We start from the raw sequence: 25,948 nt of genomic DNA, 5'->3' as shown, positions 1-25,948 counted from the left end.
TCATCTGGTCGGCCGGGTACCGCTCCGGCCATCGGACTCTGCCTGGTGTTCCGATTGTCGGTGAACGGCCCCGCGTTCTCCCTGCGGGCCCGGGCGTACTGCGTCAACTCTGACCCGGCGGAGGCGGGTTGCCGCAAGGGCGCGCCGACTCCACCACATGAGGACGTACAGGGTCAGGCTGCCGATCAGGCCGGCGCCCGCGCCCTTCGCCGCGTCGGACAGCACCCCTTCGACCACGGCGCTCAGCGGCAGCCCGTCGGTCACCGCCTCCGGGCCGGCGAGCCACCGCCAGGCGTGGGCGACGGCTCCGACGAGCGTGACCAGGGCCACGGCGAGGAGGACGGGGCGCCGGGTTTCACCGACGGGCTTCGTGCGGCCCTCAGCGGAGAGGAAGCGGGCCCGCCTCGGCCACACGTACACCGCGATGGCGGCCAGGCCGCCGATCGTGCTCGCGTGCTGCAACGCCCGCGCCCAGGTGAGGCCGCCCACCAGTGTGGAGTTGAGCCAGGGCGTACGGGTGACCACGAAGCCGTCGAAGTGGGTGAAGGCGTCCCAGACCAGGTGCGTGGCGATGCCGATCAGGGCGGACAGCACGATCCACCCGGCTCGCCGCGCCAGCGCGCCGGCAGTGCGGAGCCACGACGCGGCGCTGGGCTCCGGCAGCGGCACCGGCACCGGCTCCGGCTCCGGCAGCGGCAGCGGCAGCGGCAGCAGGGACGCCAGCGGGCGTTCGCCGGCGCGGAGCAGTCCCCACAGGGCGAGGGCGTACGGCAGGGCGACGGTGACGGCGCCCGGAACGCTGTGCGAGGTCGTGGCGTTGACGAAGGGTTCGTACCAGGACTGCGCGCTGACGGGCAGTCCCGTGGTGACGACGAAGTAGGGCAGGTCCGGTGCGACGGCTCCGGCGACCAGCGCGGCCCGGCTGAAGGGTCTCCGCAGCAACGGCAGTACGGCCGCGGGGTGGGCCAGGGTGAACGGCATGAGCATCCTCTCGCGCAGACCCCAATAGTCCGTCGAACGGAATGCTACGTCAAACGGACTAATGACCTCTGGCGGATGCGCCGCGTCATCCCTCGCGGCTCCGGCTGCGGCGGGCGACCGTGCTGTCGATGCCCAAGGCCTGATAGGCCAGATGGGCCTGAACGCCGTCCGGAATCCGGCATCCTCCCCGTCACGGTCGCGGCGGGTCCGCTCGCAGAAGCCAACCCTCACCACCCGCGAACTCGATGCCCTGGAAGGAAGCACCGAACGCCACCCGGTCGAACCCGACTTCCCGGTGCAGAGAGGTTGTCGTCTTTCCGGGCTTGAGGACTGCGTTCTCGCTGGTCAGGCATAAGGTCGGCGGTCTCGTGGCAGTGGTGACGTGTCGTGTCCTCGCTTTGGTGGAGGTCGAGGATGCCGTCGATCATGGGACTGCTGGAACAGCGTGAGCTCACCGCTCGCCGTCGTGCCGACGATCTGCGGGAGGAGGCCGACCGCCTCCAGGCGGAGCTGGCCGCGGCCGAGCGGGAGTGGAACGAGTGGGCCATCGCCCGCTCACGCGCTGGCGAGGTACTGGCCCCGGGCAACGACGCCGTCGTCGGCACCGCTACGTCCTACTTCTCCTCCGGCTCCCAGGCGCGGAGCAGGTCGAGCAGCCCTGCGTCTCCGTCAACGTGCAAGGAGTCGGCCTGGATCCGGTCGTACAGGTAGAGGACCAGCTCACTGGCCGTGCCGTGGACGGAGGCGCCGGCTGCGTCCGAGTCCTCGCCGGTCGCGGCGGTGGGCGCGGGGATGCGGGTGGTGCGTGCGCCGTCGCCGTCGACGGTGAGGCGCCAGGAGCGGCCCTCGGCGGCGTGGAAGTCGAAGGCCGTGGGCTTGTGCGGCCAGGCACTCGGCGTTCCGCAGACGGTGAACAGGAACTCCTCCACACCGTCGAGTACCACCTCGACCGGCAGCGGCTGCGGGGCGCCCCAGGCGAGCTGGGCGTCGTACGTGTGCACCGCGGTCTCCTGGACCCGGTGCCGGGCGACACCGCCGGAGGTTGGCGGCGACTGCGACGCGGGCCACCACGTCCAGCAACCGCTCTCCGGTCCGGCCTCGCGCAGGGCGCCCAGCAGAAGCTGCGTCGACGCGGCCAGCCAGGCCAGCAGGGCCTCACGCTCCCGCGGCACTTCCAGCGCGGCGCGCGCGGCGACGGCCTCGGCCGGGGGAGCGTCGGCGGGCCCCGCGCCGACGATGGCGGCCCAGAAACGGTCTCCCCCGCCCAGGTGCTTCACCAGATCGAACAGCGTCCACCCGGGGCAGGTCGGCACCTGTGCGTCAAGACTGGGCGCGGCGGCGACCGCGGCGCGGAATGCGGTCGACCGTTCATCGATCAGTCGCAGCAGGTCAGGGAACTCAAGATTCTTTTCCACGCCGGATGTCTATCACCGTGCTCCGGTGATCGGGCAGCGATTTTCACAGTCGCCGCCGGTTGGCCGCTGCGGACGTCCTCGCCTCCCACCCCTCGGGTGACGAGCTGCGCACTGCTGCGAGGACGCCGGTGGTGGCGGTACGCCAGGCGTCGTACCGGTGGGTGCCCTGGCCTCGCCGCGCGGCCGGGCACCTCGGCGACGTGACGTCCACCCGGTGCGCGCTGTTCGGAGACCTTGTGTCGCGCCTCGAGGACGACTTCGCCACGCGGTGTGCGACCGAGCGAGACGCCCAGGACCGCAGTGAGTACGGTCGTGTCACCGTACCGGCAGATGCGACCGTGTGCGGGACTCGGATCGTCGTCTGCGTGAGCGAGTTCGGGTTCGGTGCGCTACCGGCGGGCGATGATGTTGCTGGCCTCGGCCGGCGGGAACCGCGTGCCGGTCATCGCCCAGCTGCACCGTCCCCGAGCTGCCGGTCAGCGGAGGATGCGACCGCTTCGCTTCAGGCGGCCGGCGAGCCCGGCGGCCACCGCGGTGGCCGGCAACGCGGCCACCAGGCACGCGACGACAGCCGCCTCGCCCCACGCCACCGTGTAGGCGTGGGCGAGCAGCGGCGGGGAGGCCAGGGCCATCGCCGCCAGCTCGCGGCCGCCCCGCGATCCACTGGACCAGGTCAGCGCGACACCGGTCGCGGCGAGGACGACCAGCGGCCAGCACCCGTAGTCGGTGCTGACCCACGGCACCCCGTGCGCGGCGACGGCCGCCCGCGGCACGACCACGAGCGCGACCACGGCGGCGGCCGCGCCCGCCCGCCCCGCCGCGACGCCCTCCGCCCGCCGGTCCTGCGGGCAGGCGAGCAGCACGGCCGCCGCCAGGACCATCGCGGCCGGGGTGACCACCGGGTCACCGAACCCCGGCCCGCTGACCACCGCGGCCACCGCGAAGGAGAGCAGCCCGGCCACCGCGCAGGGCACCCCGAAGCGCCACCGGCCGGCCAGCGCCGCCACCGCCCCCGCGACCACGACCAGCGACGAGACGAGCAGCGCGCCCCACGCCCCCGACAGGTCGGCTCCGAGTCGCACCCCCAACGGGGCGGGCGAGGAGACGACGTCGGCGTACCAGGTCAGCAGGTGCAGGCCGCAGGCGGCGGCCGCGGCGGCCAGCGCGAAGGGGTACGCCAGCGCGAGGACCTTCGCGACGGGAGCGGCCGTGCCCAGCCCCATCCGCATCCTCATCGCGTGCGCCGCCAGACCCGCGCCCTCCCGCAGCCGCGAACCCAGCGGCTCGCCCGCGGTCATCTCGCGGAAGGTCGCGACGATCTCCCCGCCGTGGGCCCGGCGGTAGGCGGCGGGATAGAGCCGCAGGACGCGCTCGATCATGCGGAGGCCGCCGGCGGCTCGGCGACGGACAGGCGGCGGGTGGCCTCCTTCGCCGCCGCGGCCAGGCGCTCGGCCTCCACCGCGAGCCGCTCCCGCCCCGCCGGGGACAAGGTGAAGATCCGCCGGGCCCGGCCGTCGACGATCTCCTCGCGGTCGATGTCGATCAGGCCGTCGGCCAGCAGCCGGTCCAGGGCCCCGTACAGCGCACCCGTGCGCAGCGCGACCCGGCCGCCGGTCATCGTCTTGACCTCCTGCGCGATCGCGTATCCGTGCCGGGGCGCGTCCGCGAGGGCGGTCAGCACCATCAGGGTGGGCTCTTGCATCACACGTTCACTCACCTCACGAAGATAGTCACTCCGCCGGACCATCTCAACGCGGTCGGCCAGGCCCGAGGCGAGGTGCGGCGTCGGGGCCTATCGCCGTTCGGCGCGTCGTTCGGCGCGTCATTCGCCACTCCGTTCGACGCCCGGTTCCTGCGCGGGCAGGCCGCGGAGCAGCGTGCCGAGGAACGGTTCGAAGCGGGGGGTGCTGTCGCCGAGGTCGAGGGGGTGCTCCTGAACAGCGGTGATGCGCTGGCCGCTTGAGCTCGCCTTCGTTTGCCGACAGGTATCGCGGGTGAAGGCGTCGCGGTCTTTGGCATTGCGCGTCAGTGTCGAAGTTCCGGCTTCGGGTCAGGCCGGCGGGTCGGGGGTGTATCTGGCGAGCATGGTCTCGACGGCCTCTTCGACGGCGTTGTGGATGTCGGAGGCTGCGGGGTTCCAGCCGGTCAGCAGCATGCGGGGCCACAGGACGTAGTTGGCGATCATGCCGAGGAACTGGTTCGCGGCGCTCTCAGCGTCGGGCACATCAGCGTTGCCCGCCTCATGCTCGGATTCCAAGTAGTGCTGGACGGAGGCGAAGTAGGGCAGTTTGCCGAGCTGGAACTGCATCCGTCCCAGCTCGGGGAAACGAGGCAGTTCGGCGATGACGATCCGGAACAGGCCTGTCATGCGGGGCTGGCTGATCAGGTCGGCGTAGCGGTGGCCGATGGCTGTCAGCCCGGAGCGCAGATCTCCCGCCTGCGGCCGGGCGGCGGTATCGCCGGCGTCACGCTGCCAGGACTCGGTGACGATGGCCTCGAAGAGGGCCGCCTTGGTGGGGAACCGCTTGAACAGGGTGGACTTCGAGACCCCGGCCGCTTCGGCGATCCGTGCGAGGGAAGTGCCGGCGTAGCCACGGTCCAAGAACAGTTCTGTGGCCGCGGAGGTGATCGCCTCGCGCTTCTGCTGGGCGAGCCTGCGGTGATGCGCGGTGAGTTCTGCTGCCATGCGGAGAGTATGCCGCAGTCCCGAGGCGAGTCACTTGACTCGCCTCGAGGGCCCGCTTACGGTGCACCAACAAGGCGAGTCAAGTGACTCGCCTCTGATCTGTGACACCTGGGCGGATCCTGGTTGTCGCACGGTGGAGGAAGTTCATGACAATCGACAAGATCGCTTTGGTGACCGGTGCGAATCGCGGCCTCGGGCGCAGCGCGGCCATCGCCCTGGCCACACGCGGAGTGCGGGTCGTGGTCACCCACCGCGGCGATGTGGCCGGGGCTGAGAAGACGGCGGAACAGGTGCGGGCCGTGGGTGGGACTGCCGCTGTTCTCCGGCTCGACATCAGCGACGTCTCCTCCTTCGCGTCCTTCACCTCCGAACTGGGCGCGCAGTTGGAGCGCTGGGGTACTTCGAGGCTCGACATCCTGGTCAACAACGCGGGAGTGGGAGTCTTCGGGCCGCTGGAGACTGTCACAATCGACGACTTCGACACGGTGATGGGCACCAACGTCCGGGGCACGTTCTTCCTCATCCAGTCGCTCGTACCGCTGCTGGCCCAGGGCGGCCAGGTCATCAACGTCTCGACGTCACTGACCCGCCACACCAGCCCCGCCACCTCGGCCTACTCCGCGTCGAAGGCCGCCGTCGAAGCTCTGAGCCGCACCCTCGCCGCAGAACTCGGACCACGCGGCATCCGGGTCAACTCCATCGCCCCGGGGCCGACCGCCACCGACTTCAACGGTGGAGCGATGCGGGACGACGCCGGAATGCGCCAGGTTCTGGCCGGACAGACCGCGCTCGGCCGCGTCGGCGAACCTGAGGAGATCGGCGACGCCATCGCTACGCTGGCCTCCGAGGGACTGCGCTGGGTCACCGCCCAGCGCATCGAGGTCTCCGGCGGCGCTCTCCTGTGACGCCGGGCGACGGTCGGTAGGGAAGCAGGCAGTGACGGCCCCGGCTCACTCCGAGCCGACCGACTCGTCCTCATCCTCGTCCAGCTCTGGCGCATCAGGGTCCCGAAGCGGGCGCAGGGCGCCGGCGGCCGGAAGGATGGCGGTGACCACTGTGCTGGACGACCATGATCGTTCTCACCGATAACGGCTGTACCGATGTTCCCCAAGGCCGAGCATGAACCGCGTTTCCTCAGCGCCCGGCCGATGGTGGCGACTCCCGAGCGGCTGGCCGCGCTGGCGGCGTCCGTGGCGGCCGAGGAGCTGGCGAAGAGGCAGGTGCCGTCGGACTGCATGGTGCCGGACTCCGCGACCGTGGTGAGGTCCGGCATGTTCAGCCCGTAGGCGAAGACGTTGTTGTAGTGGATCGTGCCGTCCGGATCGACCGAGATCGGCAGCCGGGTCCCGGTGTACCAGCCTTCGAGGTCCACCAGGAGGGTGATCGGCGAGCTGCCGTTGTTCTTGACGTTGATGCTGCCGTCACCGCTGATCGGCACGTTCGACAGGGTGGAGTAGGTCTGGTCCGCCCCACTGAAGTTGGCGGCGGCGCCCAGCGGCAGCGGCCGGTCGGAGGCGCCGACGGTCAGGCTGCCGGAGGCCGCCGAGCTCACCCGGAAGTTCAGCGCGGCGGCCAGCAGGCTGTTGTCGACCGCCGGGACGCCGCTGATGCCCGCGACCGGCACCTTGACGGTGGCCCCGGCCGGGATGGTGGCGCCCTTGCTGTCGTAGATCGAACCGGCGGCGGGCGTGAACGCCCCGAGGGTCGCCGTCGGGGTGAAGTAGCCCAGCACCTGGATGATCACGTTGATCTGGACGGCGCCCGTGCCGCCGCCGTAGTACAGGTCGAACTTCCCGGTCTGGTTGTTGACGCTGATGATCGCGCCCATGGACACCGGGCGGGACTCGTTGAAGGCGATCTGGTTGTCGGGCTTGGTCCCACCGTCCGGGTAGGGCGTGAACCATCCGCTCCCGCCGGTGCGGGTCGGGGAGACGTAGATGTTGGCGAAGATCGCCGACACCGGAGTGGGGAGCTTCGGGACGTTCACCACACCGGTCTGGTTGGGATTGAGCGGGATCGGCGGCAGGCCGGTTCCACCGGTCATGGTGTTGGCCGCGATGTACGGGGTGACCGGCACCTTCGAGGAGGAACTCGCCTACGTCATGGAGCAGTTGGCGGTCCCGGCCGACGCCATGCGGAAGCGGGTCGAGGAGACCCTGGACCTGCTCGGCCTCACCGACCTGCGCCACCGCGCGCTGCGCGAACTCTCCGGTGGCCAGCAGCAGCGGGTGGCGATCGGCTCGGTGCTGACGGCCCACCCGCGGGTGCTGGTGCTCGACGAGCCGACCTCCGCGCTGGACCCGACGGGAGGCCACTCCCGTGACCCGAACCGCGCCCGACGCCCCCGCCGCAGCTCCCACCCGCCGCCCCCGCTGGCCGGTGCCGCGGCCCTGACCGCGGCCCTGCTCGGCACCTCGGCCGCCGCCGCGTCCCAGGCCCAGGCCCAGAGCGGCGCCTGCGCCGGCACCAGCGGCGTCACCGTCGTCGTCGACTTCACCGCGCTCGGCGGCACCGTGCAGACCGGCTGCGCCCTCGGCTCCCCGGCCAACGGCCTGGACGCACTCACCAGCGCCGGCTTCAACTACGCCTTCGTGCCGCGCTTCCGCGGCTTCATCTGCCAGATCGACATCCAGCCCAACCCGTGCAACGGCGCCCCCGCCACCGCGTACTGGTCCTACTGGCACGCCTCCCACGGCGGCGCCTGCTCCTACAGCGAACTCGGCGCCGCCAGCTACCAGCCGGCCCCCGGCGACGTGGAGGGCTGGGCCTTCGGCGCGGGCGGCCAGCCGAGCGTCACCGCGCCGTAGCACCGACCCGGTACGCGCGCCGCTGCGGACGACCTGCGGCGGCGCGCGCTTGGCGGGCACCGCCGCCATCCTCTACTTCACACTCGTGGTGCACCTGCCCGCCGCACTGGCCCTCTCTGTCAGCCTTGGGTGAGACAGCCCGCTTTGGCGGGTTGGCCTGAGAGGGCCCGAGCAGCAGTTCCGCCCCTGGTGACCAGCACCGATCCGTCCGCCCGTGGTGGACGAGGCGTTCACCGCCGTCGAACACGAGCTGGGCACCACGGCCGCAGCCGGGGCGGGGCATAGTGATCAGGTCCATCCACGCCACGCCGGCCAGGACCGGCCGAACCGAGGAGAGCTCACGGTTGCGGAAGGCCGTGGCCCGTCAGGATGACGGCGGTCGCTGGAGGCCCTGGAGGAGCAGGTCGACCAGGCGGCGGGGGTCGTAGCGGGGGTCGTCGTCGCGGCCGGCGCAGAGGTTGCCGATGCCGCGCATCAGTTCGTAGGCCTGCGTTCCGGGCCTGGTCTCGCCGGCCTCGGCCGCGGCGGCGAGCAGTTGGGCGCAGACGGGCACCAGGCGGTCGAGGAAGTAGGCGTGCAGCGCGTCGAAGCCGCCGCCGTCCGATTGCAGCGCGTTGGCGAGTCCGTGTTTGGTGACCAGGAAGTCGACGAAGAGGTCGACCCATTGGCGAAGTGCCGCGAACGGGGAGTCGGCCTCGGCCAGCAGGGCCGGGCCGGCTTCGGCGCAGGCCTCGACCTGGTGGCGGTAGACGGCGACGACGAGGTCCGCGCGGGTCGGGAAGTGGCGGTAGATCGTCCCGGTTCCGACGCCCGCCCTGGCCGCGATCTCGCGGATCGGTGCGTCGACGCCGGAGGCGACGAACACCTCGGCGGCGGCGGCCAGCAGCGTCTGCCGGTTGCGCTGCGCGTCGGCCCGCCTTCCCCTGGCCGGCGACTCCCCGGACCGGGTCTCCCCGGACTGGCCCGCAGTGGACACCACGCTCTCCTCCCGATCGTCGTTGACGAAGCGGAACGCCGTTCCGTATAGTAAGTGGAACAAGGTTCCGGTTTCAGCATAGCCGAAACCGGACGCTCCCGACCGCCTCGCCCGCCGCCGGCCGCTCAGGCCCGGCCGGGAGAGGCCCCTGAAGGGACATGCGCACCATGAGCGAATCGACGCACCCGGCCGACACCTTCGGCCCGCCCGTTCCCGTCCTCTCCGTCAGCCCGGTCGTCCTGCCGGTGCCCGGCCGGGCCGTGGACCTGGAGGTGCGGGTCTCCGCGCCGCTGACCGGGAGCGACCTGCCGGTCGTCCTCCTCTCCCACGGCCAGGGCCACTCGAACAACCTCTCCTCGCTGAACGGCTACGCCCCCCTCGTCAACTTCTGGGCCGCGCACGGCTTCGCCGTGATCCAGCCCACCCATCTCAGCTCGACGACGCTGGACCTCGCCCCCGACACCCCCGGGGCACCCATGTACTGGCGGTCCCGGGCCGAGGACATGACGCACATCCTCGACCGGCTCGACGCGATCGAGGCCGCCGTCCCCCAACTCCTCGGACGCCTGGACCACGGCAGGGTCGCCGTCGCCGGGCACTCGATGGGCGGGCACTCCGCGAGCCTGCTGCTCGGCGCCCGGCTCACCGACCCCGACGACGGGACGACGGTGGACCTGGCCGAACCCCGGATCACGGCGGGCGTCCTCCTGGCCGCACCCGGCAGGGGAGGTGACGCCCTCACCCCGCTGGTGGCCGAGAACTACCCCTTCCTCTCGACCCCGGACTTCTCCCGGATGACGATGCCCGCGCTCGTGGTCGCCGGGGACAAGGACGCCTCCGCCCACCTGACGGTCCGGGGGCCGGAGTGGCACACCGATCCGTACACCCTCTCCCCCGGCCCCAAGTCGCTGCTCACCCTGTTCGACGCGGAGCACGGGCTCGGCGGCATCTCCGGATACGACGTCGCCGAGACCACGGACGAGAACCCCGCACGGGTCGCGCTGCTCCAACGGCTCACCTGGGCCTACCTGCGCACCGCGCTCCACCCCGGAGACCCCGCCTGGCAGACCGCATGCGACGCGCTGGCGGCCGAAGCCGACCCGCTCGGCCGCGTCGACTCCAGGTAGCAGCGGCCGAGGGCGTGCGTCATCCGGCGCCGTCCTCGACGACGTGGGGAATCCGGGTCGTGCTCAGCGGCGCCCGGATCCCCGCGAGTGATGGACACAGGCGTGCCGCCGAGAACCGCCGAACCGCCACAGGCACGTGCCGCTACTCGACGGCCGAGACATGGATCACTGGCCCTACACGCTTCTCCGGCTCCCACCCCGTCGCCTCCCGGTACAGCCGCACCCGGAACAAACCGAACAGACTTGCCGTCACCGCCACACCACCGCCCAGACACAGCGCCGCGCCGCTCATCAGCAGCACCCCGAGCCCCTGGTCGGCCGCTGTGAGCCCCAGGACGAACACCACCAGGGAGAGGGGGAACGACAGCAGAACGGGCATCGCCATCCAACTGGAACCCTGGAAGCTCGCCCAGCGGTCGCGTCGGTACACCTCGCGGGAACTCCGCAACGAGATGCGGATTCCAGCACCGTCGAGCACCATCGCTGGCAACACCAGATAACACGCCAGCGACCACGCCATGCCAACCATCAACAACGCCCCGACGACCATCACCGCGCCGATCGGCGCCCACACGGCGATCACCCGCAGCCGCCTGGCGGCCCGCGCGAGACTGGAGCTGATCCCCACCGGCCGCCCCCGCTGGGCATCGTCAGCCGCGACGAGCAACGCGGCGTTGAAGAACGTGGCGACGAACGACATCAGCCACCACGCGGCAACGCCCAACACGACGCTCCCGCCGAGCCGGACCTCTGCCCAGATCGCCAGCCCGGCCACCCCAATCGTCGCCACCGTTGCGCTCCCCGGCAGGAGCAGCAGCTTCTTCCGCCGCCACGCCAACCGCGCCAACGTCTTGACCGACCGAACTTTGCTCAACGCTCTACCTACTAACGTCGCGACCAAGACTCCACGTCAGATCACTGGCGAGTCATCGATTGACCGCCAAATTTGTTCTACAGTCGGCCACCCTCGCGGAACTCTCTCCTTGCTCAGCAAGCCGGTCATAAAAGCTGTGAACCCACCCTCTTCAATCAGCACCATTCGACGCTGCCGAAAAGCGATCATCACTGCCCAATGACCGCCATCTCGCGGCAGGAAGAAACAGCCATCTCCGTCATAATCGTGACTCGCCCAGCCGATGGCCTCGACCGGATCAAAGGGAACGATCCCAGATGCGTCCCGATACTGGTCCGCCATAACTTCAATGAATTCCCGATCACCCTTCATGGAATCGAGCAGGCGATCTCGGCCCTTGGGATGAGGGATCGCCAAGAACTCCATGATTCGGCAGTCACCGAATTCATCGACGAACTCCTTATAGTCCTCGGGAAGCGGGCGGCCAACCCAGTCCTCGATCTCCGACCACACCGCCACACCACTCGGGATCAGCCGCTGCGATGGACCCATGAGAGTCCGCAACGTGGCATCCATACAGTCACCTTCCGTACTTCTCGGAGGAGCAAATCCTCTGGTAGTCCTGGATGTTCACAATGTAGCAGTCAACGTCGAGGCCGCTGCTCCCTTGAGCCTGCAGGTGGACTGCGGCCGGGATCCCCGACGGGGTTACGCCATAGACGCTGGTCACTTCGTAGGTGACTCGCTGCCGTCCGGAACGGACCTCATCGGCGATCTTGTTTTCCACCTTACTCATTTCAAGATTCGCCTTTCCGAATAGCGGAACGAGGTTTCGCAGATCCGTACCAGACCCACCGAACTGGCGGCCCATCAAATGCCCGCGTGCTCGACAGCCCTTACAGTCCGGCAAACTCCAAAAGTCTGGCGGCGTGACTATCTCTTCAAAGTCTCGACCATTCCAGGCAGTCGGCGTTCCGTCATCCAGGTCCTGTGTCGAGTTGAAGAAACCATGGGCGCCCGTAGCACGGCACCCCTCCCGCCCCGGACGGAAGCGCTCCCTCGGCAGATAGGTGATGTTGCCGTGCACGTTGGTGCTGGAGCCTTCGCCACAGGATTCGTCGTCGTCACGAGTCCTGCCCCCGGTGCGGCCAATCGGAAGCGGAAATGGAATCGGCAGGGGGTCCGTGGCCGGGATTGGCGTAGGCCTCGGCTCGGTGAGCAGGTCACCGGCGAGATCGATCGCGGCGTCGGTGCCGGCGACGATGCCGGCGCCGACGGCGGTTGCGGTGCCGACGACGACCGGAGCGCCTTCGACGACCACGCTGGAGACGACCGCGGTACCGATGGTGACGATGGTGTCGGTGAAGAAGTCGATCGGGTCGGGGTTGGCGTGCGGGCGGTCGTTGTCGTTGATCGGGCGGGTGTCCGCTGGCGGCTTGGGCTTGGGCATCGTGGGACCGGGGGGCGTGCGCGGCATGGGGCGCTTGTGTGAGCCCGGGTTGCGGTGAGTACCGCCTCCACCCCTTCCGCCCCCTCCGCCATGCCCACCTCCGGAGCTGCCTCCACGGCCGGCAATCGGGCCGAGGAAATCGATTGGGGTTTCTGGTGGTGCAGAAGTCGGGCCCGGGCTACTGCGGAAGCCGCTACCGCCGCAGCCGCTGGTAAACCAGTGGGACTCGCAGTAAATGGCGCCCGGCGTCGGCCCTCCAGACGGCCTGCGCTCTGAGTCCCTCACCGGCGGGGCCGTAACTATGTCGACGGCCACATCGACGGCTACGTAGTCAACCGTCACCTCCGCAGCGCTGGCGATCACATCGATGAGGATGACGATGCAGAAGGGGCAATGCCCCGACGGATCCGTCGAATTGACCGGGTCGCCGTTGCCGTAGGTGAACCGGTTCCCCTGGGCGGACGGGTTGGTGCCCAGCTGCCAGGAGTCGCGGGAGGCGAAGGTGCCGCTGCCCGGGCGGTACCAGCGGGCGGCCATGTTGACGTCGCCGGAGACGGGGTCGGTCCAGCCGCTCTGGTAACCGAGCGAGTTGGTGGCCCCGGCGCTCGCCGTGGGCTTGCCGAAGGGGTCGTAGGCGGTGGAGCCGGTGACGCCCTTCGCGGCCGGGTCGATGGTGGCGACCACATCGGTGTGCTGGTCGCTGATCACCAGGCGTGGGTTGGGCGTTGCGGCTGCCGCCGTGCCGAGGAGCCTACCGGTGGGGGTTCGGGTGTAACTGGCGGTGCCGTCCGTGACCACGTTGTTGGAGCCGCCGTCGTAGGTGAAGGCGGTGTTCCCGCTCTGGGCGACGCGGTCGGTCGAGTCGTAGGTGTAGGTGGACGGCCCCTCCTTGGCCATCCGGTCGAAGCCGTCGAACTGGACATCCTTGGGCTGGGAGCCCTGGGCAGTGCTGCCGGTGAGGGTGCCGCGCGCCGAGTAGGTGTATGTGGTGGTGCCGTCGTTGAGCAGCTCGTTGCGTTCGTCGAACGTCGACGTGGCGCCGCCAGCCGATGTCCGGTTTCCGGCCGCGTCCCAGGTGTATGCAGCGGCGCTGGTACCGCTGTTCCAGGAGGTGAGCCGACCTGCCAGGTCGTAGCCGTACCGGTTGGTGGCGGCCCCGGCGGTGCCGGTGGTGGTCTTGCTGGTCATCCGGCTATTGAGGTCGTAGCCGTAGCCGATGGAGGCGACGGTGGCGCCGCTCGGGTCTTTCACGGTGTCGTCGCGCAGGCGGCCGAGGTTGTCGTAGCCGTAGCTGCGGCTACCGCCGCCGGTGCCGTAGCGCTCGGTGGCGAGGCGACCGGCCGCATCGTAGTCCTGGGTGAGACTTGACCATCCCCGCTGGGCGCCGTCGCACACCGCGGCCGAACGCCAGGAGTAGCCCGCCATAAAGTTCCCCGCCAGCCCTCACCTGCGCTGGCTGCTCGGACTCACCTCGGCAGCGGCCGTGGCCGCCATCACGGTCCTGCTCGCTCTCGGAACGGACGACGACGAGAACAGCCACCCGGCTCCGGTCATCCCTTCCAACATCGCCGGGCGCCGCACGGCCTGCCTCACCGGCGACGTCTCCGAGGCCGCTTCCCGAAGCGACACCAGCGCCATCTGGACCGCCCTCCAGGAGGCCGGCCAGCAGCATCAGTTGAACGTCCAGCAGTTGCTCGTCCCAGCCCCCACCGCCGACCAGGCGCTGCCCTACCTCGCCGGGCTCGCGGCCCAGCATTGCGACTTGGTCGTCGCCGTCGGCCCCGCCTTCGGACAGGCACTGAACGCCGCCGCCAAGGCCAACCCGCACGCTTCATTCGTCGCGGTGACCGCCGAGGGACTACCTGCACCCGACGGGGTCGATGCGGTCACGGGCAGCGATACCGACAAAGCCGCCGAAATCCGCCGCCGGGCGCTTGCCGTGCCCGCCCCTGGTCACTGATCCCGGGCAGCCGTCTGCGGGCCGGGGAGGGTTGCTGCGTTTCTGCGGCACGACCGGGCGGGGCAGCGGGGCGGGGCGGCGGTCAGTCGTGGGCCAGGGTTCGGGGGCGGATGTCGGGCCAGGTCTGCTCGATGTGGTCGAGGCAGGCCTGCCGACGCGCCGCGCCGAACACCGTCCTCCAGCCCTCGGGCACGGCGGCGAAGGCGGGCCAGAGTGAGTGCTGGCCCTCTCCGTTGACCAGGACCAGGTAGTCGGCGTCGGGGTCGTCGAAGGGATTCGTCACCACGTCGTCCTCTCGTGCTTGGTGAAAACCGGTGAGCTTGCCGGTGCGGTCAGCGGCCGCGCAGTTCCAGGGTGCAGCACTTGACGCTGCCGCCCGCCTTGAGGAGTTCGGTGAGGTCCACGCCGATCGGCTCGAAGCCGCGTCGGCGCAGTTCGCCGATCAGGTGGGTGGCCGACTCGGGGAGCAGGACGTGGCGGCCGTCGGAGAGCGCGTTGAGGCCGAAGACGGCGGCGTCCTCGGCGGTCGCCTGGATGGCGTCCGGGAACAGTTCGCGCAGTACCGCCCGGCTGCCGGGGGTGAAGGCCTTCGGGTAGTACATGATCTCGTCGTCGGAGAGGACGGCGAGCGCCGTGTCCAGGTGGTAGAACTCCGGGTCGACCAGGGTCAGGCTGGTCACCGGGACGCCGAAGAACTCCTGGGCCTCGGCGTGCGACCTCGGGTCGGTGCGGAAGCCCGTGCCGGCCAGCAGCCGACGGCCGGCCAGCAGGTAGTCGCCCTCGCCCTCGTTGATGTGCTCGGGCCACAGCAGTTCGGACCAGCCCTGCTCGCGGAACCAGGACAGGTAGGCCGGGCCCTCGGCCGTGCGCTCGGCGTGGCGAAAGCGCGCGCCCAGGACCTTCCCGTCGACCACGGTCGCGCCGTTGGCCGCGAAGACCATGTCGGGCAGTCCGGGCAGCGGGTCGATCTCCTCGACGGTGTGGCCGAGGTCGCGGTAGAGGTCGCGCAGCCTGGTCCACTGGGCGAGCGCGAGTGCGCCGTCGACCGGCTTCTCCGGGTGCATCCAGGGGTTGATGGAGTAGCTGACGCCGAAGTGGCTGGGCCGGCACATCAGGAAACGGCGCTGGCTTGCGACGCGGGCTGTCATCGGGGTGGTTCTCCTCGGTCTGCGTGCTGCGTGCTGTGTGCTGCGTGCTGCGTGGTGCGTGGTGCGTGGTGCGTGGTGTTCGTGTTGCTCCGGGGGTCCGGGAAAGTCCGGGAGCCGTTCAGTCGACGAGCCGGCGGCGCATCCCGCGGACGGCCAGGAACCAGGCGAGGACGGCGAATGCGGCCAGGACGGCCCCGTGCAGGGCGTCGCCAGCCCCGAGCGTCCCGAAGGCGGCGTGGCGCACCAGCTGCGTGCAGTGGTAGATCGGGTTGACGGCCGCCACCCCCTGGACCCAGTCGGGCAGCCCGTCCAGCGGGAAGAACACGCCCGCGGCCATCACCAGCGGTGTGAGCACGCCGGACACCACGAGCCGCAGCCAGTCGATCGCCGGCACCAGGCAGGACACCCACATGCCGAGCAGGGCGAAGGCGAAGCCGGAGACCAGCGCCACCAGCGGCACCAGCAGCAGCTCCGGCCCCGGCGGCAGGCCGATGGCGAGGCAGACCAGCAGCGGCGCGGTGCCGTAGACGGAGGACTTGACGGCGATCCAGGACGCCTCGGCCGTGACCAGTTCCCAGACGTCGACGGGCTGGCACAGGACGGCGTCGTAGATCTTCTGGTACTTGCGGCGGTTGAAGCTCTCGAACATCCCGGCGAAGGCCGAGGCGAAGAGCACCGAGGTGACCACCATGCCGACGCCGACGAACTGCGGGTACGGGTGCCCCTGGACCGAGTCGATCAGCCGGCTGAAACCGATGCCGAACCCGGTCATGTAGACCAGCGGCTCGATCAGCGAGCCGAAGGTGATGGCGGGCCAGTAGCGGCGGAAGAGCAGCAGTTCGCGCAGCCACACCGCCCGCATGGTCGGCCACAGGGCGGGCGGGAGGCCTGGGGCGGGACCGGTCTGGGCCTCGGTGCGGGGCATGGGCGTCGCCGTGGTCATCGGGTGTCCTCTCTGTGGGGGCGAGCAGGCGGGCGGGCAGGCGGGCGGTGGGCCAGGGGGGCGAGGGAGCGGCCGGCCCGGGCTCAGCCGAACAGCTCTCCGGTCAGCGCGACGAACACGTCCTCCAGGGAGGTCGGGCGCAGCACGTCCGGCGGTCCGAGACGCTCGCGCAGCTGCGCGGAGATCGTCTCGGCGCGCAGGACGGAGACCGCCGGCCCGGTCCGCCGGCTGGGCAGTCCGGCCCGGGCGGCCTCGGCCTCGACGAGTTCGCGCCGGGCCGCGTCGCCCCGGTACTCGGCGGCCTGCGCGCCCGCGTGCGCGCGCAGCAGTTCGGCGGGGGTGCCCCGGGCGATCACCCGGCCGCCGGTCACCACGGCCACCTCGTCGGCGAGCCGTTCCGCCTCTTCGATGTAGTGGGTCGACATGACCACCGTGGTGCCGCTCTCGCGCATCCCGTCGATGACGTCCCACAGGTCCTGCCGGATCTGCGGGTCCAGGCCCACGGTGGGCTCGTCCATGAGCAGCAGCCGCGGGTTGTTGACGATGCCCCGGGCCAGTAGGACCCGTCGGCGCATGCCGCCGGAGAGCGCGTCGGCGCGGGTGTTCGCGCGGTCGGTCAGCCGGACGGCGGCCAGCGCCTGGTCGACCGCCTCACGGTAGCGCTCGCGCGGCAGGGCCGTGAACCGGACGAAGACGTCGAGATTCTGGCGCACCGTCAGTTCGGGGTCGATGTTGTCGTGCTGCGGGACGACACCGACCAGGGAGCGGGCGCGGCGGGAGTCCTCCGGCATCCGGTGCCCGAACACCTCCACGGTGCCCGCGTCCGCGCGGGTCTGTCCGGTGAGCATCCGCATGGTGGTGGACTTGCCCGCGCCGTTGGGCCCGAGCAGGCCCAGGAACATGCCGGGCGGCACTTCCAGGTCCAGGCCGCCCACCGCGGTGGTGGCACCGAACGTCTTGACCGCGCCGCTGATTCGGACGGCAGGAGTGTCCACGCGGGCGCTCCTTTCGGGGAGTCGGGGAAGGCAGGAGAAGCGCAGGGGATGTGCAGGGGATGTGCAGGGGAAGACGAGGGGAAGACGGAGGAAGTCGGGCGAAGCCAGGGGAAGTTCGGCGTCGGGGAAGGTACAAGGGAAGTCGGGGAATGTCACCGCCCGGTGCGCCGAAATCCTCGCTCCCCGGGGGCCGGGCCCGCGCGATCATCTAACCGCAGAATCGACTTGTCAGGAACCTGCTTTCGGGGGTTCCCCTGTCCATGACCAGGTGTTAGGTTGCTCGAAGATCAATGCCGCCGGGACGCACTATGTCGGCCCATCCGGGGGGAAATTCGGCTCCATCGCCCGTAGTTCGCGACCGTAGCGTCGGTGTGCGACGGGTGCCGATCACGTATTCCTCCTTCGGTCGTCACCCGCGGCACCACCGCCCCTTCACACACCTGACCGAGGAGATGTGGATGCAGTCCGACGGACCGCTCACCGCGAACGTCCGCCTGCGGGCCGCGGTAGCCGAGGACGCCGGTGTCGTCACCGAGGTCTTCCTGGCCTCCCGCACCGCGACCATGCCGTACCTGCCCCGTCTGCACAGTGACGAGGCCACCCTGAGCTGGATCACCCACGTCGTGCTCCCGGACACCCGGGTGTGGCTGGCCGAGGACGCCGGGACCGGGGCCGTGCTGGGCTTCGCCTCGCTCGACGGCAACCTGCTCGACCACCTCTACCTGCGCCCCGAGGTGCGCCGCCGCGGCATCGGGACGGCGCTGCTGGAGGCCGTCAAGTCGGCCAGCCCGCAGGAGCTCTCGCTGCACGTCTTCCAGAAGAACACCGAGGCGCGCGCCTTCTACGAGCGGCACGGCTTCGTCGTGGTGGACACCAACGACGGCAGCCGCAACGAGGAGAACGAGCCGGACATGACCTACCGCTGGACCGCGTGACTCCCGCCCGCACAGCGCGGTAGCCGGTAGCCCCCCCCCCGCCGAGGGACGTCGGCGGGCCCCCGCGGTCCCGGAGCCCACAAGGACCCCCGGAGGCCACCACGGCCGGGGGCCCGCGACGGCCCCGGGACCCCCGGCCGCCCACACACCACCACGGCCCGCTCATCACAACGGCGGGGCTCGCCACGGCCTGAACTCACCACGGCCTCGGCCCCCGACGGCCCCGGGGCCCACGACGCCCCGCGACTCACCGTGGCCGCAACTCACCACGGCTCACCACGGCCGGGGCCCACAACGGCCAAGAGCCACCGGAAACCACCGTCCGGCCCGCCCGACCCACCCGGCCGGCGGGGCGGTTCCACCTGGAGGGATGCCCCGTGCTGGGCGAACACAGCCTGCCCGCGGAGACACCGCTGTCGTACGCACAGTTGGCGCTCTGGTTCAACGACCGCCTCCAAGGCGGCGACGCCTCGTACAACGTCCCGGTGGCGCTGCGGCTGACCGGGCCGGTCGACCACGAGGCGCTGCGGTGCGCCCTCGCCGACGTGGTGGAGCGGCACGCGGCCCTGCGTACCGTCTTCCCCGAGCGCGACGGCGTGCCGCGCCAGCACGTGCTGGCGATGGCCGAGCTGCCGCCGGTCCTCACCGTGGCGCCCGTCACCGAGGAGGAACTGCCCGCCCTGATCGAGGCCGGGGCCGGGCACGTCTTCGACCTGGAGGCCGAGGCCCCGCTGCGGGTGCACCTGTTCGTGCTCGGCCCGCAGCAGCACGTGGTGCTCATGGTGCTGCACCACATCGCCGGCGACGGCTGGTCGCTGGCCCCGCTGGCCCGCGACCTGAGCACCGCCTACCTGGCCCGCAGCCAGGGCCGGGCGCCCGTCTGGTCCCCGCTGCCCGGCACGTACGCCGAGTACGCCGTGCGCCAGCACGCGAACCTCGGTGACCTGGACGACCCGCAGGGCCAGGGCGGGCGGCAACTCGCCTACTGGCGACAGGCGTTGGCGGGCCTGCCGGACTTCCTGGAGCTGCCCACCGACCACCCCCGCCCCGCCGCGATGTCGCACCGGGGCGAGTACTTCCCGTGGGACCTCCCGGCCGAGCTGCACCGCGAGCTGCTGGCGCTGTCCCGCTCCTGCCGGGTCAGCATGTTCATGGTGCTCCAGGCGGCGCTGGCGACGGTGCTGACCCGGTCGGGGGCCGGTACGGACATCCCGATCGCCAGCCCGATCGCGGGCCGCACCGACGAGCGCTACGACGACGTGGTCGGCTACTTCGTCAACCCGCTGGTCCTGCGCCTGGACACCTCCGGTGACCCGACCTTCCGCGAGCTGCTCAAGCGGGTGCGCCGCACCGACCTCCAGGGCTTCGCCCACCAGGAGTTCCCGTTCGAGCGGCTGATCACCGCGCTCAACCCGCACCGCTCGCTGGGCTGGCACCCGCTGTTCCAGGTGATGCTGGCCTTCCAGAACACCCCCGAGGCCTCCCTCGCGCTGCCCGGCATCGAGACCGAGATCGCCGAGGCGGGCCCGGGCGGAGCGAAGTTCGACCTGTCCTTCAACATGCGCGAGGTGCACGACGCCGACGGCGCCCCGGCCGGGCTCGGCTGCTTCGTCGAGTACAGCACCGACCTGTTCACCCGCGCGGGCGCCGAGGCCCTGACCGCCCGGCTCGGCCGGCTGCTCGCCGCGGCCGCCGCCGACCCGGACCAGCGGATCGGCGAGTACGACCTGCTCGGCGCCGAGGAGCGGCTCGACCTGTTCGAGCGCGCCCACGGGCCCGCCCTGCCCGCCCTCGCGGTGCCGCACGACGACGCCTTCGCGGTGCCGCACGACGGTGCCGCCACGATGACGCACGACGGCGCCCTCACCGCGACCCAGCACGGCGCCCCCGCGGTGACGTACCACGGCGCCTTCGAGGAGCGCGCCGCCCTGGAGGGCGAGGTCACGGCTCTCGTCGCCGAGGACGGCCGGTTCACCTTCGCCGAGGTCAACGAGCGCGCCAACCGGCTCGCCCGGGAGCTCGTGCGGCGCGGGGCCGGCCCCGAGCGCTACGTCGTCCTGGCGCTGCCGCGCACCACCGACCTGCTGGTCGCGCTGCTCGCCGTCCTCAAGTCGGGCGCCGCCTACATACCGGTCAGCCCCGCCATGCCGCGCGAGCGGCTGGCCGGCATCCTCGCCGACGCCGCCCCGGTCTGCGTGCTCGCCACGGCCGCCGACGCCGGCCGGCTGCCGGACGGCGCGCCCGTCCTGGTGCTGGACGAGCCCGGGGCGCGGGCCGCCGTCGCCGCCCACCCCGGCGGGAACCTGACGGACGCCGACCGCACCGGCCCCACCGGCCCGGACGACCCGGCCTACGTCATCCACACCTCCGGCTCGACCGGCGTGCCCAAGGGCGTGGTGATCCCGCACGGCGGCCTCAGCAGCCTGATGCACCACCACCGCACCCGCATGGTCCGCCCGTCCGGCGGCCCGCAGGGCCGGCGGCTCCAGCTCGGCCTGGTCGCCTCGATCACCTTCGACACCGCCTGGGAGCCGCTGTTCTGGCTGCTGGAGGGCCACCCGCTGCACCTGCTGAGCGACGAGGTCCGGCTCGACCCGCAGGCCCTGGTCGGCTACGTCCGCCGGGAGCGCCTCGACTTCCTGGACCTCACCCCGACGTACGTCCCGGCGCTCACCGCCGCCGGCCTCTTCGCCGAGGGCCACCACCGCCCGGCCGTGCTGATGCTGGGCGGCGAGGCCGTCGGGCCGGCGCTGTGGACCGAACTCTCCGCCCTGCCGGACGTCGCGGTGTTCAACTACTACGGCCCGACCGAGTGCACCGTCGACGCGCTCGCCTGCTCCCTGGCGGACAGCCGCACCCCCGTCATCGGCCGCCCGCTCGACAACACCCGGGCGTACCTGCTGGACGACCTGCTGCGCCCCGTCCCGCTCGGCGTGCCCGGCGAGCTCTACCTGTCCGGGCCGCACCTGGCCCGCGGCTACCTGCGCCGCCCCGCCCTGACCGCCGAGCGCTTCGTCGCCGACCCGTACGGCCCGCCCGGCGCCCGGATGTACCGCACCGGCGACCTCGCCCGGATGCGCCGCGACGGCCAGGTGGAGTACCTCGGCCGGGCCGACGGGCAGATCAAGATCCGCGGCTTCCGGATCGAGCCCGGCGAGATCGAGGCGGTGCTGCTGCGCCACCCCGCGATCGTGCAGGCCGCCGTCCTGGCCCGGGGCGCCGGCGCCGAGGAGCGCCACCTCGCCGCCTACCTGGTGACCGAGGACGGGAACGCCCCCGACCTCGCCGAGGTGCGCGAGCTGCTGGCCGGGCAGCTGCCCGACTACATGATCCCGGCGGCCTACGCCGTCCTGGCCCGGCTCCCGCTCAACTCCAGCGGGAAGCTGGACGGTTCCGCTCTTCCCGAGCCCGGGCTGCGGGCCGCCACCGGCCGCTCCCGGGCCCCCCGGGACGCCCGCGAGGCCGCGCTGTGCGCGCTGCTCGCCGAGGTCCTCGGCGTGGCCGAGGTCGGCCCCGACGACGACTTCTTCGCGCTCGGCGGCCACTCCCTGCTCGCCACCCGGCTGGTCAGCCGGGTGCGCACCGCCCTGGGGGCCGAACTGCCCATCCGGGCGGTCTTCGAGAGCCCGACGGCCGCCGGGCTCGCCCGCGCGGTGGACGCCGGGCGATGTCGCCCGGCGCTGACCGCCGCCGCCCGCCCCGAGCGGATCCCGCTCTCGCACGCCCAGCGCCGGCTCTGGTTCCTCCAGCAGCTGGACCCGCACAGCGACGCGTACCACATCCCGCTGGCCCTGCGCCTGACCGGCGCCCTGGACCGGGACGCCCTCGCCGCCGCGCTGCACGACTGCGCCGCGCGCCACGAGGCCCTGCGCACCGTCTTCCCGCTCCCCCGCGGCGAGGACGCGGCTCCCCACCAGCGGATCCTCGCCCCGGAGCAACTCCCGCCGCTGCTACGGCACTCCGGCACCGCCACGGTGACCGAGGAGGGCCTGGCCGAGGCCCTGCGCACCGCCGCCGCCCAGCCCTTCGACCTCGCGTCGGAGCCGCCGCTGCGCGCCCACCTCTTCGCCCTCGCCCCCGAGCGGCACGTCCTGCTGCTGACGGTCCACCACATCGCCTGCGACGGCTGGTCGATGGGCCCGCTCGCCCGCGACCTGGGCGCCGCCTACCAGGCCCGGACGTCCGGCCGGGCCCCCGAGTGGACCGCCCTGCCCGTCCAGTACGCCGACTACACCCAGTGGCAGCTCACCCTGCTCGGGGACGACGAGGACCCGGGCAGCACCGCCGCCCGGCAGTGGCAGTACTGGAGCGGGGCGCTGGCCGGCCTGCCCGAGGAGATCGCGCTGCCGGTGGACCGGCGGCGCACCGCCGAGACCGGCCAGGAGGCCGGCCGGGTGCCGCTGCGGCTGAGCGGCGCGGACCACCGCGCCCTGGCGGAGCTCGCCCGGGCCGACGGCGCCAGCCTCTTCATGGCCGTCCAGGCCGGTCTGGCGGCGCTGCTCACCCGCCTCGGCGCGGGCACCGACCTGCCGATCGGCACCCCGATCGCCGGGCGCACCGACGAGGCCCTGGACGACCTGGTCGGCTTCTTCGTCAACACGCTGGTGCTGCGCACCGACACCGGCGGGGACCCGGGCTTCCGGGAGCTGCTGCGCCGCGTCAAGGACGCCGACCTCGCCGCCTACGCCCACCAGGACCTGCCGTTCGAGCGGATCGTCGAGCTGGTCAACCCGGAGCGTTCCCCCGGCCGCCACCCGCTCTTCCAGGTCGCCCTGGTGATGGAGCAGGCGGGCGCCGCCGTGGAGATCCCCGGCCTCGACAGCGAGTTGCTCACCGCCGGCCCGGCGCCGGCCAAGTTCGACCTCACCGTCACCCTGGGCACGCCCGCCGGCCCGGACGACGAGCTGACCGGCGCCGTCGAGTACCGCGCCGACCTGTTCGACCGGGCCACGGTCGAGGCGATCGCCGGCTACCTGACGCGGCTGCTCGGCGCGGCCGCGGCCGACCCCGAGCGGCCGATCTCCCGGCTCGAACTGTCCGCCGAGGGCGAGCGGCCGCGGCTGCTGGAGCGCTCCGCCGGCGAGCGGCGGGAGCTGGCGCCGACCACGCTGGCCGCCCTGGTGTCGGCAGGGCTCGCCGCGCCGTCCGACACCCCCGCCCTGGTGTTCGAGGGCCGGGAACTCGGCCCGGCCGAGCTGGACCGCCGGATCGACGCGCTGGCCCGCCGGCTCGCCGCGGTCGGCGTCCGCCCGGGCAGCCGGGTCGCGGTGGCCGTGCCCCGCTCGGTGGAGCTCGTGGTGGCGCTGTGCGCCGTCCACCGCGCCGGCGGCGCCTACCTGCCGCTGGACCCGGACTACCCGGCCGACCGGCTCGCGTACATGCTGGCGGACGCCCGCCCGGCCGCGGTGATCGCCGCCCCGGAGCAGGCCGCCGCGCTGCGCCCCGCCGAGGGCGTGCCGTGCCTGTCGCCGGAGGACCTGCCGGCGCCCGAGGGCGTCACGCCGACCGCCCCCGGCCCCCGGGACCCGGCCTACGTGATCTACACCTCGGGCTCGACCGGGCGGCCGAAGGGCGTGCTCGTCCCGCACCACGCCATCGCCAACCGGCTGCGCTGGGGCCAGGAGGAGTACCGGCTCGGCGCCCGGGACGGCGTCCTGCAGAAGACCTCGGCCAGCTTCGACATCTCGCTGTGGGAGTTCTTCTGGCCGCTGATCACCGGCGCCACCCTGGTGCTGGCGAAGCCCGACGGGCACCGCGACCCGGCCTACCTGGCGGAGCTGATCCAGCGCGAGGGCGTGAGCGTCGCCCAGTTCGTGCCGTCCATGCTGGACGTCTTCCTCCAGCACCCGCGGGCCGCCGAGTGCACCGGGCTGCGCCTGGTCGTGGCCAGCGGCGAGGCGCTGCCCGCGGCCACCGTGCGCCGGTTCCGGCAGGTGCTCCCGGGCGTCCGGCTGGACAACCTCTACGGGCCCACCGAGGCCGCCGTGGAGGTGACGGCCTGGGAGTGCGGCCCGGCGGACGAGCAGGCGCACCCGGTGCCGATCGGGCGGCCGGTCTGGAACTCCGGCGGCTACGTGCTGGACACCGCCCTCAACCCCGTCCCGCCGGGCGTGCCGGGCGAGCTCTACCTGACCGGCGAGCAGCTCGCGTACGGCTACCTCGGCCGCTCGGCGCTCACCGCCGAACGCTTCGTCGCGGACCCGCACGGCGCTCCGGGCACCCGGATGTACCGCACGGGCGACCTGGCCCGCCACCGCCCCGACGGCGTGGTGGAGTACCTGGGCCGGGTGGACAGCCAGGTGAAGCTGCGCGGCCACCGGATCGAGCTCGGCGAGATCGAGACCCGGCTCGGCGAGCACCCGGCGGTCACGGCCTGCGCCGTCGCCGTGCGCGAGGACCGGGCCGGCGCCGTACGGCTGGTCGCCTACGTGGTGCCGGACGGCGCCGCGCAGCCGCCCACGGCCGCCGCGCTGCGCGCCCACCTGCGCGGCCACCTGCCCGAGTTCATGGTGCCCACCGCCTACGTGCTGCTCGGCGCGCTCCCGGTGACGGCCAACGGCAAGCTGGACCGCCGGGCGCTGCCCGAGCCGCAGACCCACGTCGAGAGCCGGGCCCGGGAGCCGCGCACGCCGGCCGAACGCACGCTGGTCGCGGTCTTCGCCGAGCTGCTGGGCGTGCCCGCGGTCGGCCCGGAGGACGACTTCTTCCTGCTCGGCGGCCACTCGCTGCTGCTGATCCGGCTGGTCGAGCGCATCCACGCGGAGTTCGGCGTCGACCTGCCCGTGAAGGCGCTGTTCGAGGCGCCGACCCCGGCCGCGCTGGCGCAGCGGCTGACCGGGCAGCGGCCCGGGCGCGCCGACGCCCCCTTCGAACCGCTGCTGGCGCTGCGGGCCGCGGGCGGCCGGGCACCGCTGTTCTGCGTCCACCCGGTGACGGGCGACGGCCTCGGCTTCATCGGCCTGCTGCGCGGGCTCGACCCGGACCAGCCGGTGTACGCCTTCCAGGGCATCGGCCCGGTCGGCGGCGGGGAGCGGCCGGCCGACGTGGACGGCCTGGCGCGGGAGTACCTGGCGCGGATGCGCGCCGTCCAGCCGCACGGCCCCTACCGGGTGCTCGGCTGGTCCTTCGGCGGGCTGGTCGCGCACCAGATCGGCGTGCTGCTGCGCGAGCAGGGCGAGCAGGTGGACCTGGTCGCGCTGCTGGACAGCCATCCGGCGCCGCCGGACGCCGGGGAGGTCACCGACACCGCCGTGCTGGCCGAGCTGCTGACGGCGACGGGCGCGCCCGCCGCCGAGGTGGCGGCCGTCCTGGCGCAGCAGTGGCGGCCCAAGCCCTCGGAACTCCTCGACCGGCTGGCCGTGGCGCTGCGCGAGGCCGCGCCGCGCGACGAGGACGAGCTGGCGGTGTTCCTCGACTCCTGCCGCTACCACGCCGGGCTGATGGCGGCGTGGACCCCGGGGGTGCTCGACGCGCCACTGACCACCTTCACCGCGACCGGCGACCACCGGCCGCAGCAGACGGTGGCCGTCTGGTCGGCCCACGCCACCGGGCCGGTGGCCGACCACCCGCTCGCCGCCCGGCACCTGGACCTCGCCGACGCCGGGCCGATCGACGAGATCGCCCGGGTCGTCGCCGCCGTCCTGCGACGGGCCGACGAGGGCCGGCGATGACG

Annotated in this window: 19 protein-coding genes and 2 pseudogenes; 8 read left to right on the top strand and 13 right to left on the bottom strand. The window is 72.4% G+C overall.

Translation table 11 applies throughout. The annotated features are described in order from the left end of the window. The 4 genes from ACIO9K_RS21730 to ACIO9K_RS21715 form a co-directional block, all read right to left on the bottom strand. Window positions 1-981 (bottom strand): DUF4184 family protein, encoded by a 981-nt coding sequence (locus ACIO9K_RS21730; protein WP_400332116.1) that lies wholly within the window; start codon window positions 979-981, stop codon window positions 1-3. 614 nt (window positions 982-1,595) lie between these two features. Next, window positions 1,596-2,396 carry a maleylpyruvate isomerase family mycothiol-dependent enzyme gene (locus ACIO9K_RS21725; RefSeq protein WP_400332113.1) on the bottom strand — a complete coding sequence of 267 codons (801 nt, stop codon included), beginning with the start codon at window positions 2,394-2,396 and terminating at the stop codon, window positions 1,596-1,598. A gap of 476 nt (window positions 2,397-2,872) precedes the next feature. Beyond that, window positions 2,873-3,775 carry a hypothetical protein gene (locus tag ACIO9K_RS21720; protein ID WP_363624254.1) on the bottom strand — a complete coding sequence of 301 codons (903 nt, stop codon included), beginning with the start codon at window positions 3,773-3,775 and terminating at the stop codon, window positions 2,873-2,875. Further along, window positions 3,772-4,098 (bottom strand): PadR family transcriptional regulator, encoded by a 327-nt coding sequence (locus ACIO9K_RS21715; RefSeq protein ID WP_363585501.1) that lies wholly within the window; start codon window positions 4,096-4,098, stop codon window positions 3,772-3,774. Before ACIO9K_RS21715 ends, ACIO9K_RS21720 begins: the two co-directional genes overlap by 4 nt. Here ACIO9K_RS21715 and ACIO9K_RS21710 point away from each other — a divergent pair. Beyond that, window positions 4,093-4,359, top strand: coding sequence for a hypothetical protein (locus ACIO9K_RS21710; protein ID WP_400332111.1), 267 nt, complete (start codon window positions 4,093-4,095; stop codon window positions 4,357-4,359). The genes ACIO9K_RS21715 and ACIO9K_RS21710 overlap by 6 nt on opposite strands. Window positions 4,360-4,446: 87 nt before the next feature. On the opposite strand, the gene ACIO9K_RS21705 is transcribed toward ACIO9K_RS21710, so the two are convergent. Next, the gene (locus ACIO9K_RS21705) at window positions 4,447-5,082 is read right to left on the bottom strand and encodes a TetR/AcrR family transcriptional regulator (protein WP_400332108.1); all 636 of its coding nucleotides are present in this window, start codon (window positions 5,080-5,082) and stop codon (window positions 4,447-4,449) included. A gap of 146 nt (window positions 5,083-5,228) precedes the next feature. Between ACIO9K_RS21705 and ACIO9K_RS21700 the strand changes: the two genes are divergently transcribed. From ACIO9K_RS21700 to ACIO9K_RS21690, 3 genes and pseudogenes are all read left to right on the top strand, one after another. Beyond that, window positions 5,229-5,987, top strand: a complete 759-nt coding sequence (locus ACIO9K_RS21700) for an SDR family oxidoreductase (RefSeq protein WP_363627766.1) — start codon at window positions 5,229-5,231, stop codon at window positions 5,985-5,987. 243 nt (window positions 5,988-6,230) lie between these two features. Next, window positions 6,231-6,368, top strand: a complete 138-nt coding sequence (locus ACIO9K_RS21695) for a hypothetical protein (RefSeq protein WP_400332104.1) — start codon at window positions 6,231-6,233, stop codon at window positions 6,366-6,368. Between the two features lie 780 nt (window positions 6,369-7,148). Continuing rightward, window positions 7,149-7,388, top strand: a pseudogene (locus ACIO9K_RS21690) (ATP-binding cassette domain-containing protein); the annotation flags it as partial. Window positions 7,389-8,253: 865 nt separating this feature from the next. On the opposite strand, the gene ACIO9K_RS21685 reads toward ACIO9K_RS21690, so the two are convergent. Beyond that, a complete protein-coding gene (locus tag ACIO9K_RS21685) occupies window positions 8,254-8,865 on the bottom strand; it encodes a TetR/AcrR family transcriptional regulator (protein WP_400332101.1) in 612 nt (203 codons plus the stop codon). A gap of 167 nt (window positions 8,866-9,032) precedes the next feature. On the opposite strand from ACIO9K_RS21685, the gene ACIO9K_RS21680 reads away from it, so the two are divergent. Further along, entirely contained in the window at window positions 9,033-9,992 is a 960-nt protein-coding gene (locus tag ACIO9K_RS21680; protein WP_400332098.1) for an alpha/beta hydrolase family protein, read from the top strand. Window positions 9,993-10,134: 142 nt separating this feature from the next. Here ACIO9K_RS21680 and ACIO9K_RS21675 read toward each other — a convergent pair whose 3' ends face one another. The 3 genes from ACIO9K_RS21675 to ACIO9K_RS21665 form a co-directional block, all read right to left on the bottom strand. After that, complete coding sequence (locus ACIO9K_RS21675) at window positions 10,135-10,782, bottom strand: hypothetical protein (RefSeq protein ID WP_400332095.1); 648 nt, start codon at window positions 10,780-10,782, stop codon at window positions 10,135-10,137. A 120-nt stretch (window positions 10,783-10,902) separates the two neighbouring features. Beyond that, a complete protein-coding gene (locus ACIO9K_RS21670) occupies window positions 10,903-11,421 on the bottom strand; it encodes an SMI1/KNR4 family protein (protein WP_400332092.1) in 519 nt (172 codons plus the stop codon). Between the two features lie 4 nt (window positions 11,422-11,425). Further along, complete coding sequence (locus ACIO9K_RS21665) at window positions 11,426-13,720, bottom strand: RHS repeat-associated core domain-containing protein (RefSeq protein ID WP_400332089.1); 2,295 nt, start codon at window positions 13,718-13,720, stop codon at window positions 11,426-11,428. A 58-nt stretch (window positions 13,721-13,778) separates the two neighbouring features. On the opposite strand from ACIO9K_RS21665, the gene ACIO9K_RS21660 reads away from it, so the two are divergent. Next, entirely contained in the window at window positions 13,779-14,255 is a 477-nt protein-coding gene (locus ACIO9K_RS21660) for a hypothetical protein (RefSeq protein ID WP_400332087.1), read from the top strand. 82 nt (window positions 14,256-14,337) lie between these two features. Here ACIO9K_RS21660 and ACIO9K_RS21655 read toward each other — a convergent pair whose 3' ends face one another. The 4 genes and pseudogenes from ACIO9K_RS21655 to ACIO9K_RS21640 all read right to left on the bottom strand — a co-directional run bounded on the left by ACIO9K_RS21655 (window position 14,338) and on the right by ACIO9K_RS21640 (window position 17,341). After that, entirely contained in the window at window positions 14,338-14,538 is a 201-nt protein-coding gene (locus ACIO9K_RS21655; protein WP_363624231.1) for an MbtH family protein, read from the bottom strand. A gap of 49 nt (window positions 14,539-14,587) precedes the next feature. Continuing rightward, window positions 14,588-15,433: pseudogene (ddaH, locus tag ACIO9K_RS21650) on the bottom strand (dimethylargininase); the annotation flags it as partial. An 88-nt stretch (window positions 15,434-15,521) separates the two neighbouring features. Beyond that, on the bottom strand, window positions 15,522-16,346 hold the full coding sequence (locus tag ACIO9K_RS21645; RefSeq protein ID WP_363624229.1) for an ABC transporter permease: 825 nt from the start codon (window positions 16,344-16,346) through the stop codon (window positions 15,522-15,524). Between the two features lie 83 nt (window positions 16,347-16,429). Next, the gene (locus ACIO9K_RS21640; RefSeq protein WP_363375621.1) at window positions 16,430-17,341 is read right to left on the bottom strand and encodes an ABC transporter ATP-binding protein; all 912 of its coding nucleotides are present in this window, start codon (window positions 17,339-17,341) and stop codon (window positions 16,430-16,432) included. Window positions 17,342-17,799: 458 nt separating this feature from the next. On the opposite strand from ACIO9K_RS21640, the gene ACIO9K_RS21635 reads away from it, so the two are divergent. Both ACIO9K_RS21635 and ACIO9K_RS21630 read left to right on the top strand, forming a co-directional pair. Next, window positions 17,800-18,276: a GNAT family N-acetyltransferase gene (locus ACIO9K_RS21635; protein WP_400332082.1), complete on the top strand. Its 477-nt coding sequence runs from the start codon at window positions 17,800-17,802 to the stop codon at window positions 18,274-18,276. A gap of 377 nt (window positions 18,277-18,653) precedes the next feature. Further along, complete coding sequence (locus ACIO9K_RS21630) at window positions 18,654-25,946, top strand: amino acid adenylation domain-containing protein (protein WP_400332079.1); 7,293 nt, start codon at window positions 18,654-18,656, stop codon at window positions 25,944-25,946. Window positions 25,947-25,948 lie beyond the last annotated feature (2 nt).

It is taken from the genome of Kitasatospora sp. NPDC087271 (genome assembly GCF_044744605.1).
Taxonomy (GTDB): Bacteria; Actinomycetota; Actinomycetes; order Streptomycetales; family Streptomycetaceae; genus Kitasatospora.
The sequence above is the reverse complement of the archived record's forward strand: the minus strand, read 5'-3'. Positions and strand labels throughout refer to the sequence as shown.

What these genes read in the sequence shown, in the direction of transcription:
- ACIO9K_RS21695 (WP_400332104.1), top strand. Translation starts at nt 6,231, where the DNA reads ATGGTGGCGACTCCCGAGCGGCTGGCCGCGCTGGCGGCGTCCGTGGCG.
- ACIO9K_RS21700 (WP_363627766.1), top strand. Translation starts at nt 5,229, where the DNA reads ATGACAATCGACAAGATCGCTTTGGTGACCGGTGCGAATCGCGGCCTC.
- ACIO9K_RS21665 (WP_400332089.1), bottom strand. Translation starts at nt 13,720, where the DNA reads ATGGCGGGCTACTCCTGGCGTTCGGCCGCGGTGTGCGACGGCGCCCAG.
- ACIO9K_RS21720 (WP_363624254.1), bottom strand. Translation starts at nt 3,775, where the DNA reads ATGATCGAGCGCGTCCTGCGGCTCTATCCCGCCGCCTACCGCCGGGCC.
- ACIO9K_RS21705 (WP_400332108.1), bottom strand. Translation starts at nt 5,082, where the DNA reads ATGGCAGCAGAACTCACCGCGCATCACCGCAGGCTCGCCCAGCAGAAG.
- ACIO9K_RS21715 (WP_363585501.1), bottom strand. Translation starts at nt 4,098, where the DNA reads ATGCAAGAGCCCACCCTGATGGTGCTGACCGCCCTCGCGGACGCGCCC.
- ACIO9K_RS21645 (WP_363624229.1), bottom strand. Translation starts at nt 16,346, where the DNA reads ATGACCACGGCGACGCCCATGCCCCGCACCGAGGCCCAGACCGGTCCC.
- ACIO9K_RS21670 (WP_400332092.1), bottom strand. Translation starts at nt 11,421, where the DNA reads ATGGATGCCACGTTGCGGACTCTCATGGGTCCATCGCAGCGGCTGATC.
- ACIO9K_RS21635 (WP_400332082.1), top strand. Translation starts at nt 17,800, where the DNA reads ATGCAGTCCGACGGACCGCTCACCGCGAACGTCCGCCTGCGGGCCGCG.
- ACIO9K_RS21680 (WP_400332098.1), top strand. Translation starts at nt 9,033, where the DNA reads ATGAGCGAATCGACGCACCCGGCCGACACCTTCGGCCCGCCCGTTCCC.
- ACIO9K_RS21730 (WP_400332116.1), bottom strand. Translation starts at nt 981, where the DNA reads ATGCCGTTCACCCTGGCCCACCCCGCGGCCGTACTGCCGTTGCTGCGG.